Origin of the sequence: Methanococcoides sp. AM1 (genome assembly GCF_900774055.1) — an archaeon.
Lineage (GTDB): Archaea > Halobacteriota > Methanosarcinia > Methanosarcinales > Methanosarcinaceae > Methanococcoides.
The window spans coordinates 324162-346008 of the sequence record NZ_CAAGSW010000005.1 but is presented as its reverse complement, the minus strand read 5'-3'; the positions used below and the strand labels follow the sequence as shown (position 1 = coordinate 346008).

Genomic DNA, 21847 nt, shown 5'->3' with positions numbered 1-21847 from the left:
TCAGTTGCCTCCGAGCTGAGCAAATTCTTCATCCATTTTTGTCATGACTACGTCCAATGCACTCTCGAAGTCCTCTTCGAACTTAACTTTTGCCAGTTCATCCTTTGACTCGATAGTGATTATCTTGTTCATTGGAACTCCTGCTTCAAGCGCAGCGGTTGCCATCTCTCCATACCTTGTGATGGATTTGAGAAGCTTGTACTGCTTGTCAAATGGACAGTATGTGTCAACAGGGTGGAACGCATTCTGCTGGAGGAAGTATTCCCTTACCATACGTGCGATCTCAAGTGTCAACTGCTGGTCTTCTGGAAGTGCATCTGAACCAACGAGCTGTACGATCTCCTGCAACTCGGATTCCTGCTGTAAGAGATCCATTGCATTGTCTCTGAGTTCGGTCCAGTCAGGTGCGACGTTCTCGGAGAACCAGTCTGCAAGACCCTGAGTGTATAGACTGTAACTTGTCAACCAGTTAATGGATGGGAAGTGTCTTTTCTGTGAGAGCTTTGCGTCAAGAGCCCAGAATACTTTAACGATACGAAGCGTGTTCTGTGTGACAGGCTCGGAGAAGTCACCACCAGGTGGTGATACTGCACCAATAACTGTAATTGAACCATCAAGTCCTGCAAGGGAGTTCACGGAACCAGCACGCTCATAGAACTCTGAGAGTCTTGCTGAAAGATATGCTGGATAACCTTCTTCACCAGGCATTTCTTCAAGTCTGGATGAGATCTCTCTCATTGCTTCTGCCCATCTTGAGCTTGAGTCCGCCATGAGTGATACATCGTATCCCATATCTCTGTAATATTCTGCAATTGTGATTCCAGTGTAAACAGATGCTTCACGAGCAGCTACAGGCATGTTGGATGTATTTGCGATAAGAACTGTCCTTTCCATAAGTGGGCGGCCAGTCTTTGGATCTTCGAGTTCAGGGAACTCGTTCAATACATCAGCCATCTCATTGCCGCGCTCTCCGCAACCAATGTAGACCACAATATCTGTGTCACTCCATTTTGCGAGCTGCTGCTGTGTAACTGTCTTTCCTGATCCGAATGGACCTGGAATTGCGGCGGTACCGCCTTTTGCGACAGGGAACATTCCGTCAAGGATCCTCTGACCTGTGATCAAAGGCTTGCTTGGCATGAGTTTCTTAGCTACAGGACGTGGACCTCGTACTGGCCACCTCTGCATCATTGGAAGCTCGGTTCCATCAGCAAGTATACATACAGTTTCGTCGACCTTGAAGCTTCCGCTCTTGATCTCTTCTACTGTACCGGATACTGTTGGTGGGAGCATGATCTTGTGCTCGATGTTTGTAGTTTCCTGAACAACACCAATAACACTTCCACCTTCTACAACATCGCCTTTGCTTACTGTTGGCTTGAACTCCCATGTCCTTTCACGGTCAAGTCCGTTTGCAGTTACTCCTCTCTCAATGAAGTTGCCCATCTTTTCCTGCAACACTGGGAGAGGTCTCTGAATACCATCATAAATACTTTCTAATAATCCGGGTCCAAGTTCCACGGCTAAAGGCAAACCAGTGTTCATTACAGGTTCTCCCGGTTTGATACCGGATGTATCCTCATATACCTGAACAGTGGCTTTCTCGCCCTGGATCTTGATGACTTCACCCATCAGTCCTTCGTGACCTACCTTGACCACATCGTACATTCTCGGTTTAATTCCTGTAACTGTGACGACCGGTCCTGCCACACGATAAATTTCACCTTTTACTTCCACAGATCTACACCTACCGATTGTTTTATTTTTTCCCTTAAGTTTGAGCTTTCACCAGTTCCTCCGAGAGTAACGACTGTTGGCTCAACAGACTCACTTAGAGTGTCTCTCAAAATTTCCGGTAGTTTATTAACATCATCACCATGCATGACAAAAATACCAACATCTGAATCCTCAAGGACTTTTGTGACAATGGATTCCAGCTCATCATCTTTGGCTTCGTATATCTTTTTGACACCAGCCAGCCTGAATCCTGTAACAAATTCGCTGTTACCTACTACTGCTAATTCCATTAGATCACCAACTGGTTCCTGATAATTTCCTCATCAAGATTCGCTGCTTTCCCACGCAGTATAATGCGCAGGTTGTTCACTTCATTCTTCTTATTCAGGACATAGTCCATGATCGGAACAATGGAAAGTGGGTACATATGTGAAAAGCTTGCAGCGGATTTGATGCTGTGTCTTGTGAGTTGAGTTTCCAGATCGACCAGTGAATCCATTTCCGGGCTCACTATGTCAGAGATGTCTTCCCAATATGGATATTTTTCAAGTGAATTGATAAATTCACTGAAAGGAAGAGGCAATAGTTTTTCGATCTCTTTCATGCTTAAATGAAGACCGCCCTCAATAATGAGGTCTGCAATTTCATCCTCGCTGACACCTGCATTCTTTAATCTAAAGAGTGTACTGAGATTCTTTATATCGATCTCAGTGCGAATGAACTTTGAGAACAGCTTGCGGTCATTAGACCCTGGGTTGCCGATCGCGTAGAACATTCCGGTATAGTACGCTTTGTCAAGCTGGTTTTCAATAGCAGAGAGGTTTGTCCCATCATATCCTTTTAATGTCGGGTAATAATCGGTCCCACTGAGAGCATCAATGACACTTTCGTAGGATTCTTTTTCTGCAAGGCTTGACAAAAATGTATAAGACAGTTGTCCGGCTGCTACGAGACTATCGTTGATCTCTTCTACTGATGCATTACAATACTTTCCACGTAGGATAGTTTTGATGCTCCATATATCGTATTTCTTTAAATATTCAGAGATCAGGTAGTTCAACTCGCCTTCTGATATATTGATGATCTTTGTAAAAGTGACACCCAGATTTCTGTTCAATGCATGCTCGAACAGATCCACGCCGTCATATACTCTTGCCAGTTCGTCGACATCCTGCTTATACTGTGATTCTTCGATGAAACGTGTAATCTCATCAATGCCCATGTTCATAAGTCGGGGATATGTCTCCCTTGGAAGAAGATTGCTCTTCATCGCTCGAACACGTGCTGTCGCATAAGCATAATTGGAGCCACTCCCGCTGTGAGTCGGACTACTTTTCCTTTTAAATTTTTGCAAAAGCCGCATTTGGATATCACCCGAACAAGATATCAGATGTTTGTTTCAATGATTGCTCATTAACATTCTTCAGGATTATGTCATATGTATAATCCAGACGAATTGTCCCATCATTGTTCTCAATGACCACGCCACCAATACAATCAACATTGCCAGCATATTCCAATGAAGAAAGTTTTCGGACAAGTTCTTCAGAGTCTTTGTTAGAATATATTTTGCTGCCGTTGGCTTCATTCTGTTCAACGATGGCCTTCAACAAATCTTCCTGCTTTTCGGCAGGTAGGGTTACAATAGACTCTACTGAATTGTCGTATACTTTATCAAGGACCTCTTTGCGGGCATTAAGCGTTGCACGCTTGACTTCCAGGTTTGCACTGGATGTTTCCTGTTGGCGTAATCTTTTGATATCATCTTCAGCTTTTGCAAGACGGTCTCCCATGATCTTTTTTGCAGACTGCTTTGCATCATCAAGTATCTGAGATACTTCTGCATCAGCTTCTGCGCTGACCATGGTAACATTTGCTTGCGCAGCGTCCATGATATCTTTAATAACTGTTTCGAGTCCCATGCTCTGACACCTTCAGAGAATTTAAGAGCAATATACTTGCTCTCAAATTAACTCAGCTGATAAGCAGTGCGACGACAAGTCCGAAAATGACGATTGTCTCTGGGATAACGGTAAGGATCAAACCTTTACCGAAGAGTGCCTCGTTCTCTGCCATTGCACCTACTGCTGCTGCACCGATGTCTTTCTCTGCGATACCGGATCCAAGTCCTGCGAGTCCGACTGCGAGTCCTGCTCCAATTGCTTTCAATCCTGCTGGGTCCATCATTGTTGCTGCTGTTGCTATGTCTGCCATTTGTTTATTCCTCCGTGTATTTTCTTATGTATCCGAATGGGTTGTATTTTCTTCCGCCACCTTCGTAGAATTTAGTGAAAAACTCTACATACTGCAATCTGAGTGCATGTAATCCGGGGGCTATTATACTCAGGACTGTGTTTAATGCATGTCCGAATATGAATACTATAATTGCACCGACCGCTGCCACGATCCCGCCCTGGGGCAGGATCATATCAAATGCTATGAGGTTGACAGTTGATGCAATATAAATTGACGATAATCCTACTGCGATCAAACGAGTGTATGAAAGAGGGTTACTCAAAAGACTTGGTAATTCAATAGGTCCTTTGATACCTTCTCCCTTGATCAGCATGACCACACCTATCAAGAGAAGGATTGCTCCGATCAGGGTTGTTGGTAAGTATCCGATGTATCCAAGCGCTGCAAGGACAATTCCGATCTCTACTACGAACCAGCTGCCTTTCTCGAACATTGCAGCTGAGAATCCATGTTTCCTGTTCTCATTGATAAATCCAAGGGCATATCCTATGTTTGTGTGAATTACACCGATAAAAGCAGTTACTGCAATAAGGGTCATCACGAGGTGTGTCCTGTGGATAGGATAGGTAATATCTTCTCCGGCGATCGGAGATGTGAATAAATGTATTGTTTCAAATCCAGGTATCAGTCCTGCAACAATGCCATGATCTCCATGGACACTTGCAAGCGGGAAACCAAGGAATTCGGCATAAAGGATACCAAATATAAGTGTCGATATCTGACAATAGATCAGCACGTTCATCAAAGGCTTGATTGCATCAGATTTGACCATTTTCTTGATTCCAACGGCAAGTGCCAGAAGGATCAATGCGTATCCGATATCACCAAGGATCATTCCATAGAAAAGCGGGAATGAAATGAATATCAATGTTGTTGGGTCGATCTCTTTGTATTTTGGACGTGCATAAAGATCCATTATTTCCTGGAACGGGCTTGCTACCTTTGGGTTGTCATATTCAATGGGTATCAGGTCCGTATCCTGTTTGGTGATCTCCTGTACTGATACAAAAGCTCGTCCGTTCGTTGCAGCATCAACAAGACTTTCCAGTCCTGCAACACCATCTTCTGGAACCCATCCATCGATTATGAATGTGTGTTCAGATGTTGCAACTCTGACCGGAGATTCTGCTTTTTCAGATTCGATCGAAAGTAATTCTTCACTGGCAAGTATAAATTCAGAATATTTCTCTTTGATGGATGATATATCTGTTTCCAGTGACTCGATCTTTTTCTGGACGTCTGCTTTTTCGTTTTCAATGTTTACAAGTAAGGTTTGTGGTGTGCCACTAACTTCAGGGATCCGGAGTTCTCTGAACTCAAAGTTTGAAAGGATCTCGGAAACAGTTGCTTCATCATCTTTCTTGACAAACAATGCTATTGTTCCGGTATTCTGGTCATACTCCATCTCGTAGGCTGATGTAACCTTTGAGATAGCAGGACCAACATTTTCCTTGACAGTACCTGCAAAGACTGCTATGTTCTCATAATTACGGTACAATTCTATTTCAATTGGAATTGCTGAGAATGGCGCAAGGTCTTTCGCCAGTGTTTCAAGTTCCTTTAATCGTGATTCCAGTTCTGATCTCTGTTCTGTTTTAGCAGTAACCTCTTCATCCAGTTTATCAAGTTTAGATTCAAGGTCATTTAAAACAGTGCTAACCTTCTGCTTAGGTGCATCTGATTTCTTGACACCAAGGAAGGATGAAATAGATCTTAACTGAATAAGCTTTTTAGAAACATCACCTGCGTTTTCGAAAGGTCTGCCAAGTTTGAATCCGGAACCATCTTCATTGTAATTCTCAAGGTGGAAAAGGTTGCTGCTATGGAGAGCCTCAATCGTTTCTTCCATAATGTCCTTGTGACCTACAATGACGGCACGACTCATCTGTTTTGGCTTAAGCATGAATTGCCCTCTCGAATTCTGTGATTAGATTCTCAACGGCTTTATGAACGTTAGCTTCAGCTTTTTCACTGATGCTTTCTGCTTCAACGTTGCCGTTAGTAATAATTTCTTCAGATTCTTGCTTAATTGTTTCTTCAGCAGACTTAAGTGCACTCTGTGCAGATTTCGCTGCATCAGCTTCTGCCTGTTTGATGATCTCTCTGGCTTCAGCACGAGCATCCATTATACGCTCGCTCTTATTTTTGAGCCCTTCCTCCACCATTTTGGCCGCACTTTGTTCTGCTTCCTTTATTTCGGATAATATTTTGTCTTTGGCCATATAAATCCTCAATATGTCTATAAACTGTTTACTTAGCGCGATTTACTCACCCCTATAGCAAGCATGCATATAAGTTATTCGGTTCAGTCTTTCTGGTTGCGGAAATGTTAATAATTTATCATGGAATATTTGCAAAAAATGCTTTAGTTCTGACTATCTGTAAACCTGATTTTTAGTTTGTCAGAACCTTTTTTGAGATTCCTGCCTTGATATGGGGTAAAATAAGATTCAGTTCTTTTCCTGGAGGTCGATCCTTAAAGGTATATTCGCATCCTTTGGGATCGTATGGATATATTCTTTCCTGAACTCCGGATTTCGCATCATGCAATACTCTGCGGAACCTTTGTATGCACTGTGTTTGCCCATACGCTTCCATATGTCTGCAAGACTATCTTCTCTGATATTTCCAAAGGCAAGTGGGGTGTAAGCACATGGCATTACATCGCCGCCGGATGTCACGTGGATCCATCTTCTGCCGGCAAAACAGCCAAACTGGTCAGGTCCCATGAAATATGGGAATGCTGTAACTCTTGGTCCATCCGGTGCCATATTCTTTTCTTTCTGGAACTTTTCCAGCCTTGAAACATCCTTCTGGCTAATTGTTTCATCTTCGCGTTCAAGCCATCTGCCAACAGCGATGATCTCATAAATGGACATCTCATGCATTCCAAGGCTCTCCGCCATGCCATAGAAATCTTCGAGGTCGTCAATATTGTCAGGGGAAACCACAACGAACATATCTGTCAGGATGCCTGCATCAAGACTATTTTGAATACCATCCATCGCATTTTGGTATGCTCCCTCTCTTCCACGAACGCGGTCATGCTCGCTTTCAAATGGACTGTCAATGCTAATATGTGTTGCAAAAAGACCTGCATTCTTAAGGTCCTGTGCTCTTTCAGGTGTTAACCTGAAGCCGGATGTGAAACACGTTGCAATGGCCTTTGTCTTATCGACATTGGCAACCATGTCTGCAATGTCTCCTCTGAGCATTGTTTCGCCACCATCGAATTGTACAGAATATGTGCCAAGTTCAATAGCCTCTCCTATTGCTCTGCTAATCTCCTCAATGCTAAGTTCAGGATCAGCAACGATGCCTGCAGCGCCACAATGAATGCAATTATAAGGACATTTATCAGTTATCCCGATCGAGAACTGGTCGGGAATTCTTTTTTTCATAACAGCCCCGATCTGTGCACTTATGAGCCTGTTGAATGCAGTGCTTGGTATCGGTGGGGACCATGTGGAAAAAATGATGTTCTCCTCATCTGCTCTGATGGGTTTCTCTTCCTGGAAGATCTTATTGATCCTTTTGATAACAGGGCTTGCGACCGTTGAAAGGGGTCCTTCTATGTCCAGAACGACCTTTCCGTTATCTGTACTTGCATTTACTTTGATTACTGATTTTTCATATACCCGCATATCTTCACCTGGGTTCTTATGATTTATTTTATTTTGGAAGCATTTCAATGGTTATGTAGTCGGTGATATCAAGAAGTTTATTCCTTGAATCCGATGATTCAAAATTAGAAAGTATTCCTTTTGCCATTTTTACATATTCCATTGCAATTTCGGTTGCTTTATTGACAGCCTGCTTTTGGCTCATGTTCTTTTGATATATCTGTAGCAGGGAAATAGATTCATGATCTGATCTTTTATCATCTGCACTCTCTGTATATTCCAGTATATCATCTACGATCTGGTATGCTATTCCCAGCTTCTCTCCGTAGTCTTTAAAGAGTTCTGCTGTAGCTTCATCCGCTCCTGCGATATAGGCACCCATGGTTGCACTTGCAGCAAAAAGGGATGCTGTTTTCTTATCAATGCAGTCAAAATAGTTCTCGTCTTCAAAGGTTCCGGTTGTACTTTTTATATCAATGGTCTCTCCTTCGGCCATTGCCATTCCTGCCCTTCCGAACGCTTTTACTACCGTAGCATCATATGATGAAATGAGTTCGATAGACTTTGAGATCATGTAGTCCCCTGCAAGCATTGCAGCTGCGGGTCCGAATTTCTTGTGTGCGGATTCAACACCTCTCCTGATCACTCCCTCGTCAAGGATATCATCGTGTATAAGGGATGCTGAGTGGATAAGTTCGATGGCGAGGGCAGCATTAATTCCTTCTTCGGAATCACTTCCGCACATTTTGGAACAAAGCATTAGTATAATTGGTCTTACCCTTTTGCCGCCGGATCTGCAAATATGACCTACCACTGATTTCATCTGGGATGAATCGTCCATACTGTTGATCATATCATTCATAGCATCGTTGATATGTTGGTATTCTTCCCATTCTTCGATGTTCATCACATGCCCTCATATATGGAATTTTAATTTTAATTCTGGAATTTTACTTATTCGGAGTACTTTGACGGACATCCCATGACTATCTGTTCTGCATCGATCATTGTTTCAGATACCATGGTTCCTGTCAGGCTGATACTTTTTCCTTCTGCCAGGTTTGCAGGAAGATCTGCAGAGTATTCTATATTTATCTCATAGTTCTCATCTTCTGCATCTACCAGTGTGAATATGGTCATTTCAGGCGAAATGCTAAGGCTATCATTCTTCACAATTCCCATGGTGTTGACCTTCTGACCTAAATGCTCCTGTGGGTCTGCTGTGATATCAGATACCATATAATATCCTTGCTCGACATCTACACCCCAGAGGCCGATCACCATGACTGCTACTATGGCAATTATAGTGAAGATCGTCTTTCGTTTTTTATCCATGTGTAAACACCTTTACCTTTTAAGCTTCCAAATTTTGGATACTAATTGTGAACGGTTGTATCTCAGATAAATAATGTAGGATAATAGCACTATCCATGTAATTACAAAAGCTGCTTGAAATGCCTGTATTCCCACTGCCATGCCCGTTCACCTTGCATCGATCTTAGTCGTTGGAATTATCTGGTTTCCTATGTGTTATACGTGTCTTGACGACACGGTTTAATATGGGTTCTGTTAGTATATTGCCATACTATTTAAGTAAATTGAACGAATGTTCTATTGTACTCTTACATTATATATAGGGCATAAAGGAGAACTGTCTGACATGGTAAAACCTCCACGACTTATTGCATGGGAATTGACATGGGGTTGCAATCTTTCTTGTGTCCACTGTAGGGGCGCATCAACCTCAGAGATACCTGAAGGTGAACTTTCTACAGATGAGGCAAAGCACTTTGTTGATGAGATTGCAGAAATTGGCGATCCGATCCTCATTATAACGGGTGGGGAACCACTTACCCGGAAGGACGTTTATGAGGTTGCTAAATATGCTACTGATAAGGGCCTACGTGTTGCTCTTGCAACCAACGGTACACTTCTTGATGAGAATGTTGTGAAAAAGCTCAAAGATGCCGGTGTCCAGCGAGTAAGCATCAGCATTGACGGATCCACAGCAAAGACACACGATGATTTCCGAGGGGTTCCCGGTGCATTCGAAGGTGCTATGCGTGGGATCGAATATCTCAAAAAAGGTGGTCTCGGGTTCCAGATAAACACCACTATCACAAAAAGGAATATTGACGAGATCCCTGCAATACTTGATCTGGCAACAGGGATCGGTGCAGAAGCTCTTCATATATTCCTTCTTGTTCCCACAGGCAGAGGTAAGAACCTTGAGAAGGAGGAGATCCCTCCGGTAGAATATGAGCGTGTTCTCAACTGGTTCTATGATCAGCAAAAGCACGTCAGTATCCAGCTAAAAGCAACCTGTGCCCCTCATTATTTTAGGATAATGCGCCAGCGTGCCAAAAAGGAAGGCATCGAAGTCTCTGTAAAGACCCATGGGTATGAAGCTATGACACGTGGATGTCTCGGGGGTACAAGTTTCTGTTTTGTTTCAAGTACGGGTGACGTTCAACCATGTGGTTACCTGCCTGTTGTTGCAGGAAACATAAAGGAGCAGAGTTTCAGAGAGGTCTGGGAAAATTCCAGATTGTTCAATGATCTCAGGGATTTTGACAGTCTGGGTGGTAAGTGTGGAAAATGCGGCTATAAAGGCGTATGTGGGGGATGTCGTGCCCGGGCTTATGCTGCTACAGGTGACTACATGGCCGAAGAGCCGTACTGTATATATGTGCCCCGATAAAGCTTTGTGTTTACTGAAAACATTGTAATTGAGGTTCTGGGTAATAAATGCCAAAATAAAATGAAGAATGAAGTTAATTTCGGATCGACAATATCTCTTTTACTATTTTTCAGATTGGGCATATTTATGTTAAATTGTGCTAAAAAAGATTAAATGGGTGTGTTTTTCAGGGTTAATTGATTTATTGATCTTGAATTTCTTTTTCTCGTTTTAGCACATTGTTTTTTCCTTCCAGTTAGCTGGCAGGAAACTTTCTTGATTGGTGTGTCTTGAAATTTTATATGTCTGAGACGAATCTTCATTTTTATATTATTATTAAATTCTACTGAATATAGCTAGTGGTTTTTTATGGGTAGTTCGTAACTTCCAAATTTATATTAAATATAAATGAGGATAATCTGCCAATCTTTTAACCTCTACATATATATATTTCCTCTGCTATACATATACTCAGATTTCAAATCATTATAATTATAATAATAATGAAAATGTCGAAAATATAACCGGAGGAGTACTTATGGGAAATAAAGAAGCAATTACAGAAAACATCACAATTGTAGGTCCCGACAATAAAGACGCAAAACAAAAGGAAGAAGAGATCAGTTGGCTGATAGACAACCTTCCAGTTACTATTTTCAGATGTGACATAAAAGCATCATGGGACATATACTACATCAGCAAAAATGTATATGAGCTTACAGGTTACCCAAAGACAGATTACCTTGATAAAAAACTGACATGGTCGGATATTGTTTTTCCCGAGGATGTGCCTAAAATTGACGAAGCTATTGACATAGCAATGAAGAACAACACATCATACAAAGTTAACTATAGAATAAAAAATATAACAGGAGAAGTTGTTTACATCCGGGAAGAAGGTAACCTGGTAAACGATGATGAAGGAAATGCAGCTTATTTGGATGGTGTATTCCTGAATATTACAGAAAATGTCCTGGCAAAAGCAGAGTCCCAGAAAACAATTGTAAAAAGCATACCAGAACCTGCACTTGCACTTTTCATAGATCCTGAAGGCAAGGTTAAGCACATTAACGATCATTTTGTAAAACTAAGTCAATTCCAATCAGATGAAGAAATTATAGGATTAGCTCATTCTGATATTATTGCAAAAACCACACTGATTGGAGAGGATGCAGAAAGGAAATTTGGAACCAACCAGTCGATTATTGAGATTGCACTGGATACTCGCAAAAGTGTGGATTCGATAGAAGCAATTGTAAGGTTAAATGGGTTGGACCGTGAGCTCTACACAATAAGTTCTGTTTCACCTATATATGACGAGGAAGGTAATTTTGAAGGAATACTGGAAGTGCTTACAGACCTGACTGATATCAAGCAGAAAGAACAAGAAGTAGAAGAATTGCTTGATTACACCAATAAATGCCTTGCAGACCTTGGAACTGGAATCAAAATGGTTGGCGAGGGTGATCTTGATTCTAAGCTTGAGAAGATCAAAGATGATGATTTCGGCAAGACCTTCGACGAATTCAATAACTTTGTAAAGAACCTAAGAGATATGGTTCAAGCTACGATAAGCGACATGAATGCTACGTTGGATGAGGTGAATCAGTCCCGTGAAGCTGTCAACCAGATGAATACAGGCATGGAGCAAATATCAACTGCTGCAGAACAGATCGCAACAGGATCTGAAAACCTTTCAAGACATGCTAATACTGCAGCATTGGATGCAAAAGCTTCTGAACAGATATTCAAGGAACTGAGTGAAGCAGCTACACAATCTGCCAGTTTCTCTGCTAAAGCAGTAGAAATGAGTGACGGAAGTCAAAAGCTCGCAAACAATGCACTCGAAGACCTCGAAGTAATCATGAATGAGATCGAGCAACTCGCAGGTATAGTTACGTCCCTTGATGGTGCTGTTGATAATATCGATAAGGTCACCGATAAAATAAAATCCATTGCAGACCAGACAAATCTCCTGGCATTGAATGCAGCAATAGAAGCGGCAAGAGCAGGAGAACACGGGAGAGGCTTTGCTGTTGTGGCAGATGAGGTAAGGAAACTTGCCGAAGAGTCAAGAAGCAGCACAGCCGAGATCAATGGAATTGTGGTTAATGTCCAGAAAGAGACCAAAAAGGTCACCGAGGCAATTGAAAGAGCCAAAGAACAAGTAATTAGTGGTAACAGAGATATTGGAGGGGCTCTGGGCAAGTCTGGCGAAATCACAGAGATGGTAGACAAGATCAATTCGATGCTTGGTGAACTGAATCAGAAGGCAGAAGAGGGCATGGAGAAGATCGAGAGTATTAATGAGAACATAGGGGAAGTGGCTTCGACGGCAGAAGAAAATGCTGCAAACAGCGAGGAAACTTCGGCAGCAATCGAAGAACAGACTGCAGCATCAGAACAGGTTAGTGGTTCTATAAAGAATGTTACTGACCTCGCTCAGAAGACAACGGATATGCTCTCGAAAAACTTCAAATTTTCAGAGAACTAAGGAGATGTAACCTCCTTATGCTATCTTTTTATAGGTGATTTAAATGAATCCTCATAACCAAATGATGGATGTTGACCAGACAGTACAGGTTATTGTATTTGCTCTGGGTGATGAAAGATATGGTGTTGATATTTCCCAGGTAAAAGAAATAATCAGGCCAACTAAGATTACAAGAATTCCGAATGCACCTGAGTTCATAGAGGGGGTTGTAAATCTCAGGGGCCAGATTACAACTATAATAAATTTAAGAACTCGTTTTGGCAAGGAAACAAAAGAGACGGACAGTGAAACAAGGATTATTGTAGTCGAATATGAAAATGCAGTCATAGGAATGATTGTGGATACCGTGAATGAAGTCAAGTACCTATCGTCAAAGAATATAGATGAGTTACCAAGCATTATAACTTCAAGAAACGATTCAAAATTCCTGACTGGGGTAGGGAAACTCGATGATGGTCTCTTGACTTTGATGGATCTGGACAAAGTGTTTAGTGAAGAGGAAATCGAAGGTATGCAAAGATGAACGATAAAGTTCACCTCCAGACACCTGCAAAATGGTATAATGGCAAATGGGTTGATGCGGAGCTAATTGTTACCGAACAAACCCTATGCATCGGGAATACCAAAATTCAGGTAAACGAAATTGAAGATATTGGTAATGTTGATGTAGATGGTGTAGAGGCAATTAGGATCAAGAATGACGGGGAGATTATCATCAAGCCACCGGAGAATCTCATGCCACAGGTTTTCCGGTTTCTTGCATTTAACTTGAAAGCCGACAGGTTTGCGGTTTATTACCTGGATTCAGCAACAGTTGGAGGTGTAGTTTCATCTGGAGCTCAGTGGGAGAAAGGTTATTTCAGTGTGACAGATGAAGGTTTCTGGTTCATTTCACCAAAAAAGCAGCAGAAGATGCTGTTTGATAGTCTGGGCACTGTGGTGAAAGATGTAAGAAATGTTGGAGGTAAACAGAGAAAAGTGCTTGTCCTGTCCAAAGTTGAGAGCGGACAGGTCGCTACAAGCTTGCTAATGTGCCCTGAAACTACATTGGAGATGCTTGAAAATTATCTTAACCGCCTTATTGAAACACATAAACCCGGGATAGAATTTTCAGATATGGAAAAACAGATTTTGACACTTGTATATTCTGGATTGGATTTTGTTTCAATAGAGAATATGGTCGGAATCTCGACAGACGAACTTAATGAGTACTATGATAAGTTAGTCGATTCCGGTTTGGCAAAAGTTGTGAAAATAAGAAAGGAAGTGGAATTAACTCCCCGTGGAGTAACCATGGTTGGAGACATACCGAATTTATAATTAAAAGGTGAAATTACATGCCAAAAGTATTAATTGTCGATGACACAGCGTTTATGAGAAAACTTTTGAAGAACATCCTCTTTGGAGCAGGATTCGATATAGCCGGGGAAGCTGAAAATGGGAATCAGGCTGTAGAAATGTACAGGGAACTAAATCCGGATGTAGTAACAATGGATATTGTTATGCCGGATATGAATGGAATTGATGCTTTAAAACAGATAAAAAGTTTGGACAATGGTGCAAAAGTTGTAATGTGTACCGCTATTGGCCAGGAAAAAATCGTAAAGACGGCCATCAAGCTTGGTGCAAAAGGATACATAATAAAGCCTTTCCAGGCGCCAAAAGTTCTTGAAGAAATTAAGAAAGTTACTGGCGCATAAAGGCCGGATAAAATATGATCAAAACCCTTGTTGTTGATGATTCTGCCTTAATGAGAAGGGCAGCAAGAGACATGCTTGAGAGTGCTAGCGATATAGAAGTTATCGGGATTGCAAAAAATGGCAAAGAAGCTGTAGAAAAAGCGAATAAGCTAAAGCCGGAAGTTATAGTAATGGATGTTAATATGCCCATCATGGATGGGCTGGCAGCCGTTGAAGCTATAATGGATACAACTCCGATACCGATTATAATGTTTAGCTCTCTCACTAAAAAGGGTTCTAGAGAAGCTCTGGAAGCTTTGAGACTTGGTGCGATCGATTTTATAACAAAGCCCAGTGGCTTACAAGAAGTAGCTGAGATCGAAAGCGAGCTAATATCAAAAGTTCGTAGCATCCACAATTCAAATCCAAATATTATAAGACTACTTAACCTGAAAAAATTCAAAGGTGAGGTAATAAATGGAAACTGGAATTGCCCGGAGATGCAAAATATAGGAGTACTTATTGGTTCTTCAACAGGCGGTCCTTCTTCTCTTGAGCAAATAATTCCAAGATTGCCAGGTAATCTCCCTGCATCGGTTTTTGTAGTCCAGCATATGCCAGAAGGAAATTTTTGCAGTCAGCTAGCTGCGAGATTGAATACCTTATCAGAACTTGAAGTAAAAGAAGCTGAAAATAATGAGAAAGTGGAAAATGGAGTTGCTTACATCGCCCCTGGCGGCTATCACATGCAAATTCGAAAAGCTTTGAATGTAACCAGAATAAAGATCATAAAAGGTGAACCGATGCATGCTGTAATGCCTTCTGTCGATGTAACGATTGAAAGCTTTGTAAATGTGTATGGGAAAAATTCAATCGCCACAATACTTACGGGAATGGGGATCGATGGAGCATCCGGATTCAAAAAAATAAAAGAATCAAATGGATCTACCATAGCATGCAGCGAAGACACCTGCGTTATTTTTGGGATGCCAAAAGCTGCAATCGAAGCCGGAGCAATTGACGTTGTAAAACCTATTTTTGAAATACCTGAAGAAATTGTTAGGATGTTAGAGGTGAAATGCAATGGAAACTGATATGGACGCTTACAAGGATGATTTCCTTCAGGAAGTTAATGAGTATCTTGAGATATTCAATCAGGCTTTTGTAGATCTGGAAAATGGTGATAATAACGCTTTGGATGAAATATTCAGGGTAGCACACACAATTAAAGGGATGGCAGGATTTCTTGGGTATGCATCGCTCGAAAAACTCTGTCACAGCATGGAAGAAGTTTTAAGTGGCATAAAATGTGGCGATATCGTAATTGATAGCGATCTTATAGACATAATGCTTTCAACTGTAGACCGAATCAATGAAATGGTGGAGAAAATAGAAAGCGAAGGCAATGATGAGATTAAAATTGACAACTTGCTGAATGCTTTTGAGCTGTATAAAAATCAAAAACATGAGGATGCTGAAAATTGCATTCCAGAAGAAAGCACCTCCGCAATAATAGATACACAGGAAGCTGAAGATGCGGGATTAAATCTTCTGGAAGAAGCCGTCTTCGAAATAACAGGATCTCTGGAAAAAGCTGATCTGAATTGCGAAAAGGAGATTGCAGGCCATAATCTCATAGTCAATGTGAAAATAGCTCCTGATTCTGATGTAAAGGAATTGAAAGCTATACTGGTTATTGAATCTCTGAAAGAAGCGGGATCGGTTATAAGAACAGAACCCACAGAAGAAGAGATAGATAGCACTTTTAAGGGTTCACTTAAAGCATTCCTCAGGGGAGATGCAGGTAAAGTGGAAGAGATAATGAACAAAATTTCTGAAATTGATTATTTTGAAATTATCTCCTGTGATCAAAAAGAAAATGGGGAAAATATGGATTCATTTCCTCTGGAAGAAGCCGTCTCCGAAATAACAGGATCTCTGGAAACAGAAGATGTGAATCGCGAAAAGGAGATCGCAGACCATAATCTCATAGTCAATGTGAAAATAGCTCCTGATTCTGATATAAAGGAATTGAAGGCTATACTGGTTATTGAATCTCTGAAAGAAGCGGGATCGGTTATAAGAACAGAACCCACAGAAGAAGATATCGATAGCACTTTTAAGGGCTCACTTAAAGCATTCATCAGGGGGGATGCAGGTAAAGTGGAAGAGGTAATGGACAAAATTTCTGAAATTGATAATTTTGAAGTTATCTCCTGTGAACAAGAAGAAGTCACTGAGGAAATACAATCCCCAATTCAGGATGAAATGGAAAATATTGCTCCAGAAGATACTCCCAATAATGAAGGAAGTAAAGGGGAGCAGGAAATAACCGAATCTACTATTCAAACAAATGAAAGTCTGATGTTTACATTTAAGGAAATAACCAGGAATGAAGAATATTCTCTTCAGGAAAAGTTAAGGAAATTGATATACGCACTTTTCGGGAATAATTATTCCAGTGTAATAACGGCAGGTGAAGGTATTCAGGAAGATGAACCTCCATTAATGGTTGAAGATGGCATTCCGGAAGATGAAGCCTCGTTAATGTCTGAAGAACACATTCAGGAAGATACATCTTTATTAATGTCTGAAGAATGCATTCCGGAAGATGAAACCCCGTTAATGGTAGATGAAGGTGTCCAGAAAGAAGGAGCACCTTTAATGGTAGAAGAAAATATTCGGAAAGAAGCAGTTAGCATCAGAAAAATAGAATCAAATCAAGATAATTGCACTGCCACACAGGATAATACTAAAAAAGGATCTGTTGGAAATAAAAGGCAGGATACAATACGGGTTCGAGTTTCCAATATTGATAGCATAATGAACCTTGTTGGAGAACTTGTAATTAACAAAGGCTGTCTTCTTCAAATTTCCCAGGAACATAGGATACCCGAACTGGAAGAAGCTACTGCAATTTTGGATAAATCTATCACAAGTTTACAAGATGAAGTTATGATGATGAGGATGGTCAAAATCGAAAAGGTATTCAAAAAATTCCCAAGAATGGTGAGGGACCTAAGTAGAAAGTTTGAAAAAGAAATCGATTTTGAAATTGAGGGTCAGGAAACTGAGCTCGATAGGACTATCCTTGACGAAATTAGTGATCCTTTGGTTCATCTTGTAAGGAACTGTGTCGATCATGGGATCGAAACTCCGGAAGAAAGAGCAAAAGCTGGAAAAAGTCAAACTGGACACATAAAACTCTCGGCAAAAAGGGAGAAGAGCAACGTCATAATTGAAATTGAAGACGACGGGAATGGCCTGGATTTGGAAAAGATCAAAAATAAGGCTTTAGAAAAGGGAATAATTTCATCAACTGATTTGGATAAACTTGGTGAAGACGAAATTAGGATGCTCATTTTTACTTCAGGACTATCTACAAAAGACAGTGCTACTGAGATTTCAGGGCGGGGAGTCGGAATGGATGCCGTGAAGACGACTGTCGAGAAACTGGGGGGTAAAATAAAAATATACTCCAAAAAGGGAAAAGGTACCAAGATGAGGATCAATCTCCCTCCCACAGTTGCAATTATAAAGTCACTTGTTGTTGAATCCGGGAATGAGACTTATGCTATTCCAATTTCCAATGTTGTTGAAGCGCTCGATGTTAACAAAGATAATTTCAAACTTATACGTGATCAGCCATTGCTTTATGTAAGAGAAAAGCTGCTACCCGCAATAAGATTGAAAGAATTTTTTGATATTGGAGAGTATGGCAAACAATTGGAAAAAGAAGTTGGTATTATTGTAGAGAGGGAAAGTGAAGAAGTTGCATTACTTGTTGATTCAATAATCGATCAACAGGAAATAGTGATAAAACCACTGGGAAGTGTTTTGTCAAAAGTTAAAGGATTTATCGGGGTTACAATTCTAGGGGATGGGAGGGTCATACCGATCCTGGATGTATCAGCGCTAGTAGGAGGAGATATAGATGCCTGAATTAGAATGTCTTAGTGAAATGGAAGTAGAAGTTTTAAAAGAACTTGGTAATATAGGTACTGGACATGCAGCCACTTCACTTTCAAAATTGTTAGACAAATATATTGAAATAACTGTTCCGGAAGTAAAGATAGTAAGTATTGCAGATTTACATGGTGAATTATATAACGAAGTTGTAGCAGGTGTCCTTATAGCATTACAGGATCTGGAGGGGAACAACTCTGGTTACCTATACGTCATGGTACCCATGAAATCTGCAGACAAACTTGTAGCAGAAATGTATGGGACAGAAGATGTTGATGATGAGATGTATGCTTCTGCAGTAATGGAGGCCGGAAACATACTTTCTTCATCATTTTGTGATGCGTCAGCTGATTTCCTGGACATAATACTGTTACCTTCCCCGCCAAATTATGCAGTTGATATGGCTACTGCAGTTATGGATGGAGTAGTTTCCCAGATGGCACAAAAAAGTGACAATCTAATTATATTTGAAACTAAGCTTAACTCTGAGTCAAATATCGAAATAAATCTGGCATTGCTACCCGAAGATGATCTATTCAGTAACATTATGAATATCTTGGAAGGAATATGAGCAACGATATTGTATTTGTCTCAAAAGCAAACGCGAAAGCGATTGTTTTGAGCAGAAATAATACGGTGGTGGGTTCATACTGTTCTATGGATGGTATGTGTGCATCTGGTTCTTGCCATCCTGATTGTGAATTGATCATAGACGCAAAGAACCACTTAAATGGCAGTTCCCTCGGTTCTAATGTGAAATTATTAGAAGGAGAATTAATTGCCGGCATTGGTGAATACAAAGTGGGATCAGATATCCTATTGAAAGCAATGGGACTTGGTTCCTGTGTAGGGGTGGTACTTTACGACCACAAAAGTCGTATGGCTGGTATTGCACATGTATTGCTCCCTGGATCATCAAACGATGGAAAAACCAAGCATGCTGAAACTGCCATAAAAACAATGCTTGAAGAAATGATCAGCAATGGAGCAAGGCGAAAACATATTTCTGCAAAGGTTGCAGGTGGTGCCCAGATATTTAAGCACATGAATCTGGACATACTTAAGATCGGTGATCGAAATATAAAATCTGTTGAAGAAACCCTGAAAAAAGAGAAAATAGAAATATTGGCCACAGATGTAGGGGGAAGTATGGGGAGAAATGTTATTTTCAATGCAGTTGACGGAAGTCTGATTGTTAAATATAGCAATGGGAAGTTACTATGGATGTAAGTGATATAGATTACTTTAATCTTCTTACAAACAAAATTTCGAAATTATCGGGTATAGTTCTTGATGGTTATAGGGACAAATACCTCAGAAGAAGAATTGATCTGAGAATGAGGGTTGTAGGGATCAGTGACTATAAGGAGTATATGCGATTTCTTGAAAAGAATGAAGGTGAATTGGCTGCACTAATAGATACTCTCACTATAAATGTGACTGAGTTTATGCGAGACAAAACACCGTTCATATTTTTCAAGGATAAATTGATCGCAGATATAATCGGAAGAAAGCAAAAATCACAAAGCAAACTTGTTAGATTTTGGAGTGCTGGATGTTCTAATGGAGAAGAACCTTATTCGATTGGGATCTGTGCAAAAGAGGTATTTCCTGAAGATTGGAACATATCGATATATGCTACTGATATAGATGAAAAGTGCCTGAAAAATGCTTCAGAAGGGGTATACTGTAAGGATAAAATTCAAAACCTTGACCATATACTCAGGCACAAGTATTTTGAAAAATCAGAGGATACTTTTAAAGTAAAAAAGATCCAAAATCTATCATATAGGTTCAAAAGATATGATCTAACAAATGATAGCCCAATTTCAAAGCATTTTGACACTGTTTTCTGTAGGAATGTGATGATATACTTCAATGAAACTCAAAAAATAAAAATGATAAGTAACTTCTATGATTCACTCACAAAAGGTGGCTATCTCATAATTGGTAAATCCGAAACATTACCTACTGAAATGAGAAGTTTATTTGAACCTATAAGTATAAAAGACAAAATCTACATGAAAATTTAAGGCGGATTCAGTACCTGTTCTTCTAAAAACGTCTCTTCATCTTTTTTGTTAATAATATCGGTTTATTGGTCTTATTATAAATTATTGATTTGTAATGATTCAGATAACTCTAAATTCTGATAAGATCTGTTTTTCATTGTAATTTCTTAATAGAATTTCTTGAAAAATATCAGAGGGGCAAATATTAAAATCAATAAAAATGATTGGGCACATTGGTAAAAAAATTAAATGTATGTGTTAAGTTAGTTTATTCTAAACTTCCAAACATTCATTTCTTCAAAAGCATTAAAGAAAACGAAAATATCAAAAGTGCAGCATAAAAAACAACACTGTAGTCAAGTCTATTGTAGAGTGAAAGCCATTGATACACAAGCATTGAACCTGAAAACAATGCTAAGACTATAAGACCTATGTATTTTGCTTCTAACATATTTTGATCACCTTTTTCCTGGTTTAACTGATCTATCAATGTAAATTAGCGGGTGTTGTACCTTTTAATAGTTTCTAAAACTTCTCCAAGTTCAGTTTTAATTTCTTCGATGTCTAAACTTTCTCCTTTCAATTCTGACATGAAATCGATTTTCTCTTTCTCATCAATAATTATGTCATTTTTCAATGACTCTATGAAATTATCGTCGTCATCATCAAAGGAAAAATCATCGACAGCTACAACATTGGTAAAATCGTCATCGTAAGTTTCATCTCCAGACATCTCGAAAGCAAATTCATTGTCTGGCCCATCTCCGCCCTCTCCAAAACCAAATTCAAATTCATCTATATCAATAGATAAATCATTATTATGTGACAAATCCGAATCCGGCTCTTCAACTCCAGTTTGACTGCCCAGACCACCTGCTGTAGCCATCTCATTAATCAGATTGTCATCAAAATCCAATTCACTTTTTTTATTTCTTAGAATTTCATCGACATCAAAATTTAGATTTGATCTTTCTGTGGAAGCAGCATTTTCAGAACTATCCATATCTGCAAATATAGATTCGTTTTTCTGGTCACCTTTTCCGGATAGACTTAACTTAATATATGATATATTTGATCTTAAATTGTTTTTGATAGCAGAATAATTTGACTCTGTATCAACTTCTAACTCTGATGTTTCAGTATCTTTTGAACTAGAATCACTGGTAATCAGTCTCTTGATTTTTTGACCTGATCCAGCAAAAGGATTCGATACTTTAAATCTGGAAAAATCAATGAGTTGACCTAGCATTTCAAATGAATTTGATATGGAGGTATTAGAATCAGTACTATTATTCTCTCTATATTTATCATAAAAAACTGCTAAACTCATTACTATTGTGCTAACAATAATTCCCAGGATAATAGAAGAATCTATTTCTGCTAAAATTGATAAATCCATT

23 protein-coding genes are annotated in these 21847 nt (G+C 39.9%); 10 read left to right on the top strand and 13 right to left on the bottom strand.

Going from position 1 to position 21847, the window contains the following annotated elements:
- The 11 genes from E7X57_RS10950 to E7X57_RS12985 all read right to left on the bottom strand — a co-directional run bounded on the left by E7X57_RS10950 (position 1) and on the right by E7X57_RS12985 (position 9092).
- Positions 1-1737, bottom strand: coding sequence for an ATP synthase subunit A (locus tag E7X57_RS10950; protein ID WP_135612998.1), 1737 nt, complete (start codon positions 1735-1737; stop codon positions 1-3).
- A complete protein-coding gene (locus E7X57_RS10945; RefSeq protein WP_135612997.1) occupies positions 1728-2027 on the bottom strand; it encodes a V-type ATP synthase subunit F in 300 nt (99 codons plus the stop codon). Before E7X57_RS10945 ends, E7X57_RS10950 begins: the two co-directional genes overlap by 10 nt.
- The gene (locus E7X57_RS10940) at positions 2027-3100 is read right to left on the bottom strand and encodes a V-type ATP synthase subunit C (protein ID WP_135612996.1); all 1074 of its coding nucleotides are present in this window, start codon (positions 3098-3100) and stop codon (positions 2027-2029) included. The genes E7X57_RS10945 and E7X57_RS10940 overlap by 1 nt, the downstream gene beginning before the upstream one ends.
- A 7-nt stretch (positions 3101-3107) precedes the next feature.
- Positions 3108-3659 carry a V-type ATP synthase subunit E gene (locus E7X57_RS10935; protein WP_135612995.1) on the bottom strand — a complete coding sequence of 184 codons (552 nt, stop codon included), beginning with the start codon at positions 3657-3659 and terminating at the stop codon, positions 3108-3110.
- Positions 3660-3711: 52 nt separating this feature from the next.
- On the bottom strand, positions 3712-3951 hold the full coding sequence (locus E7X57_RS10930) for a V-type ATP synthase subunit K (protein WP_135612994.1): 240 nt from the start codon (positions 3949-3951) through the stop codon (positions 3712-3714).
- Positions 3952-3955: 4 nt separating this feature from the next.
- Positions 3956-5896: a V-type ATP synthase subunit I gene (locus E7X57_RS10925; protein ID WP_135612993.1), complete on the bottom strand. Its 1941-nt coding sequence runs from the start codon at positions 5894-5896 to the stop codon at positions 3956-3958.
- Complete coding sequence (ahaH, locus tag E7X57_RS10920) at positions 5889-6215, bottom strand: ATP synthase archaeal subunit H (RefSeq protein ID WP_135612992.1); 327 nt, start codon at positions 6213-6215, stop codon at positions 5889-5891. Before ahaH ends, E7X57_RS10925 begins: the two co-directional genes overlap by 8 nt.
- Before the next feature lie 228 nt (positions 6216-6443).
- Positions 6444-7637, bottom strand: coding sequence for a radical SAM protein (locus E7X57_RS10915; RefSeq protein WP_135612991.1), 1194 nt, complete (start codon positions 7635-7637; stop codon positions 6444-6446).
- A 28-nt stretch (positions 7638-7665) separates the two neighbouring features.
- Positions 7666-8523 carry a polyprenyl synthetase family protein gene (locus tag E7X57_RS10910; RefSeq protein ID WP_135612990.1) on the bottom strand — a complete coding sequence of 286 codons (858 nt, stop codon included), beginning with the start codon at positions 8521-8523 and terminating at the stop codon, positions 7666-7668.
- Positions 8524-8570: 47 nt separating this feature from the next.
- A complete protein-coding gene (locus tag E7X57_RS10905; RefSeq protein ID WP_135612989.1) occupies positions 8571-8951 on the bottom strand; it encodes a cytochrome c maturation protein CcmE in 381 nt (126 codons plus the stop codon).
- 12 nt (positions 8952-8963) lie between these two features.
- On the bottom strand, positions 8964-9092 hold the full coding sequence (locus E7X57_RS12985) for a CcmD family protein (RefSeq protein WP_135612988.1): 129 nt from the start codon (positions 9090-9092) through the stop codon (positions 8964-8966).
- A gap of 184 nt (positions 9093-9276) precedes the next feature.
- Between E7X57_RS12985 and ahbD the strand changes: the two genes are divergently transcribed.
- The 10 genes from ahbD (at position 9277) to E7X57_RS10850 (ending at position 20468) form a co-directional block, all read left to right on the top strand.
- A complete protein-coding gene (gene ahbD / locus E7X57_RS10895) occupies positions 9277-10317 on the top strand; it encodes a heme b synthase (RefSeq protein ID WP_135612987.1) in 1041 nt (346 codons plus the stop codon).
- Between the two features lie 517 nt (positions 10318-10834).
- Positions 10835-12790 carry a methyl-accepting chemotaxis protein gene (locus tag E7X57_RS10890; RefSeq protein ID WP_135612986.1) on the top strand — a complete coding sequence of 652 codons (1956 nt, stop codon included), beginning with the start codon at positions 10835-10837 and terminating at the stop codon, positions 12788-12790.
- Positions 12791-12851: 61 nt separating this feature from the next.
- A complete protein-coding gene (locus E7X57_RS10885) occupies positions 12852-13313 on the top strand; it encodes a chemotaxis protein CheW (protein ID WP_244603683.1) in 462 nt (153 codons plus the stop codon).
- Positions 13310-14110 carry a CheF family chemotaxis protein gene (locus E7X57_RS10880; protein ID WP_135612984.1) on the top strand — a complete coding sequence of 267 codons (801 nt, stop codon included), beginning with the start codon at positions 13310-13312 and terminating at the stop codon, positions 14108-14110. Before E7X57_RS10885 ends, E7X57_RS10880 begins: the two co-directional genes overlap by 4 nt.
- A gap of 17 nt (positions 14111-14127) precedes the next feature.
- Entirely contained in the window at positions 14128-14490 is a 363-nt protein-coding gene (locus E7X57_RS10875; protein ID WP_135612983.1) for a response regulator, read from the top strand.
- 14 nt (positions 14491-14504) lie between these two features.
- A complete protein-coding gene (locus E7X57_RS10870; protein WP_135612982.1) occupies positions 14505-15563 on the top strand; it encodes a chemotaxis response regulator protein-glutamate methylesterase in 1059 nt (352 codons plus the stop codon).
- Positions 15553-18411, top strand: a complete 2859-nt coding sequence (locus E7X57_RS10865; RefSeq protein ID WP_135612981.1) for a chemotaxis protein CheW — start codon at positions 15553-15555, stop codon at positions 18409-18411. The genes E7X57_RS10870 and E7X57_RS10865 overlap by 11 nt, the downstream gene beginning before the upstream one ends.
- Positions 18404-19006: a chemotaxis protein CheC gene (locus E7X57_RS10860; protein WP_135612980.1), complete on the top strand. Its 603-nt coding sequence runs from the start codon at positions 18404-18406 to the stop codon at positions 19004-19006. Before E7X57_RS10865 ends, E7X57_RS10860 begins: the two co-directional genes overlap by 8 nt.
- Positions 19003-19665 carry a chemotaxis protein CheD gene (locus E7X57_RS10855; RefSeq protein WP_135612979.1) on the top strand — a complete coding sequence of 221 codons (663 nt, stop codon included), beginning with the start codon at positions 19003-19005 and terminating at the stop codon, positions 19663-19665. The genes E7X57_RS10860 and E7X57_RS10855 overlap by 4 nt, the downstream gene beginning before the upstream one ends.
- Positions 19656-20468, top strand: a complete 813-nt coding sequence (locus E7X57_RS10850) for a protein-glutamate O-methyltransferase CheR (protein ID WP_135612978.1) — start codon at positions 19656-19658, stop codon at positions 20466-20468. Before E7X57_RS10855 ends, E7X57_RS10850 begins: the two co-directional genes overlap by 10 nt.
- Positions 20469-20736: 268 nt before the next feature.
- Here the strand turns inward: E7X57_RS10850 and E7X57_RS12580 are convergent, their stop codons facing one another.
- On the bottom strand, positions 20737-20898 hold the full coding sequence (locus E7X57_RS12580) for a hypothetical protein (RefSeq protein WP_167880987.1): 162 nt from the start codon (positions 20896-20898) through the stop codon (positions 20737-20739).
- 45 nt (positions 20899-20943) lie between these two features.
- Positions 20944-21846 carry a hypothetical protein gene (locus tag E7X57_RS10845; RefSeq protein WP_135612977.1) on the bottom strand — a complete coding sequence of 301 codons (903 nt, stop codon included), beginning with the start codon at positions 21844-21846 and terminating at the stop codon, positions 20944-20946.
- Between the last annotated feature and the right edge of the window lies 1 nt (position 21847).

Excerpts from the sequence above, each read along its gene's own strand:
- E7X57_RS10915 (WP_135612991.1), bottom strand. The coding sequence starts at position 7,637 with ATGCGGGTATATGAAAAATCAGTAATCAAAGTAAATGCAAGTACAGAT.
- E7X57_RS10865 (WP_135612981.1), top strand. The coding sequence starts at position 15,553 with ATGGAAACTGATATGGACGCTTACAAGGATGATTTCCTTCAGGAAGTT.
- E7X57_RS10945 (WP_135612997.1), bottom strand. The coding sequence starts at position 2,027 with ATGGAATTAGCAGTAGTAGGTAACAGCGAATTTGTTACAGGATTCAGG.
- E7X57_RS10845 (WP_135612977.1), bottom strand. The coding sequence starts at position 21,846 with ATGGATTTATCAATTTTAGCAGAAATAGATTCTTCTATTATCCTGGGA.
- ahaH (WP_135612992.1), bottom strand. The coding sequence starts at position 6,215 with ATGGCCAAAGACAAAATATTATCCGAAATAAAGGAAGCAGAACAAAGT.
- E7X57_RS10940 (WP_135612996.1), bottom strand. The coding sequence starts at position 3,100 with ATGCGGCTTTTGCAAAAATTTAAAAGGAAAAGTAGTCCGACTCACAGC.
- E7X57_RS10855 (WP_135612979.1), top strand. The coding sequence starts at position 19,003 with ATGAGCAACGATATTGTATTTGTCTCAAAAGCAAACGCGAAAGCGATT.
- E7X57_RS10850 (WP_135612978.1), top strand. The coding sequence starts at position 19,656 with ATGGATGTAAGTGATATAGATTACTTTAATCTTCTTACAAACAAAATT.
- E7X57_RS10890 (WP_135612986.1), top strand. The coding sequence starts at position 10,835 with ATGGGAAATAAAGAAGCAATTACAGAAAACATCACAATTGTAGGTCCC.
- ahbD (WP_135612987.1), top strand. The coding sequence starts at position 9,277 with ATGGTAAAACCTCCACGACTTATTGCATGGGAATTGACATGGGGTTGC.
- E7X57_RS10925 (WP_135612993.1), bottom strand. The coding sequence starts at position 5,896 with ATGCTTAAGCCAAAACAGATGAGTCGTGCCGTCATTGTAGGTCACAAG.
- E7X57_RS10905 (WP_135612989.1), bottom strand. The coding sequence starts at position 8,951 with ATGGATAAAAAACGAAAGACGATCTTCACTATAATTGCCATAGTAGCA.
- E7X57_RS10880 (WP_135612984.1), top strand. The coding sequence starts at position 13,310 with ATGAACGATAAAGTTCACCTCCAGACACCTGCAAAATGGTATAATGGC.
- E7X57_RS10860 (WP_135612980.1), top strand. The coding sequence starts at position 18,404 with ATGCCTGAATTAGAATGTCTTAGTGAAATGGAAGTAGAAGTTTTAAAA.
- E7X57_RS10910 (WP_135612990.1), bottom strand. The coding sequence starts at position 8,523 with ATGAACATCGAAGAATGGGAAGAATACCAACATATCAACGATGCTATG.
- E7X57_RS10885 (WP_244603683.1), top strand. The coding sequence starts at position 12,852 with ATGATGGATGTTGACCAGACAGTACAGGTTATTGTATTTGCTCTGGGT.
- E7X57_RS12985 (WP_135612988.1), bottom strand. The coding sequence starts at position 9,092 with ATGGCAGTGGGAATACAGGCATTTCAAGCAGCTTTTGTAATTACATGG.
- E7X57_RS10870 (WP_135612982.1), top strand. The coding sequence starts at position 14,505 with ATGATCAAAACCCTTGTTGTTGATGATTCTGCCTTAATGAGAAGGGCA.
- E7X57_RS10930 (WP_135612994.1), bottom strand. The coding sequence starts at position 3,951 with ATGGCAGACATAGCAACAGCAGCAACAATGATGGACCCAGCAGGATTG.
- E7X57_RS12580 (WP_167880987.1), bottom strand. The coding sequence starts at position 20,898 with ATGTTAGAAGCAAAATACATAGGTCTTATAGTCTTAGCATTGTTTTCA.
- E7X57_RS10935 (WP_135612995.1), bottom strand. The coding sequence starts at position 3,659 with ATGGGACTCGAAACAGTTATTAAAGATATCATGGACGCTGCGCAAGCA.
- E7X57_RS10875 (WP_135612983.1), top strand. The coding sequence starts at position 14,128 with ATGCCAAAAGTATTAATTGTCGATGACACAGCGTTTATGAGAAAACTT.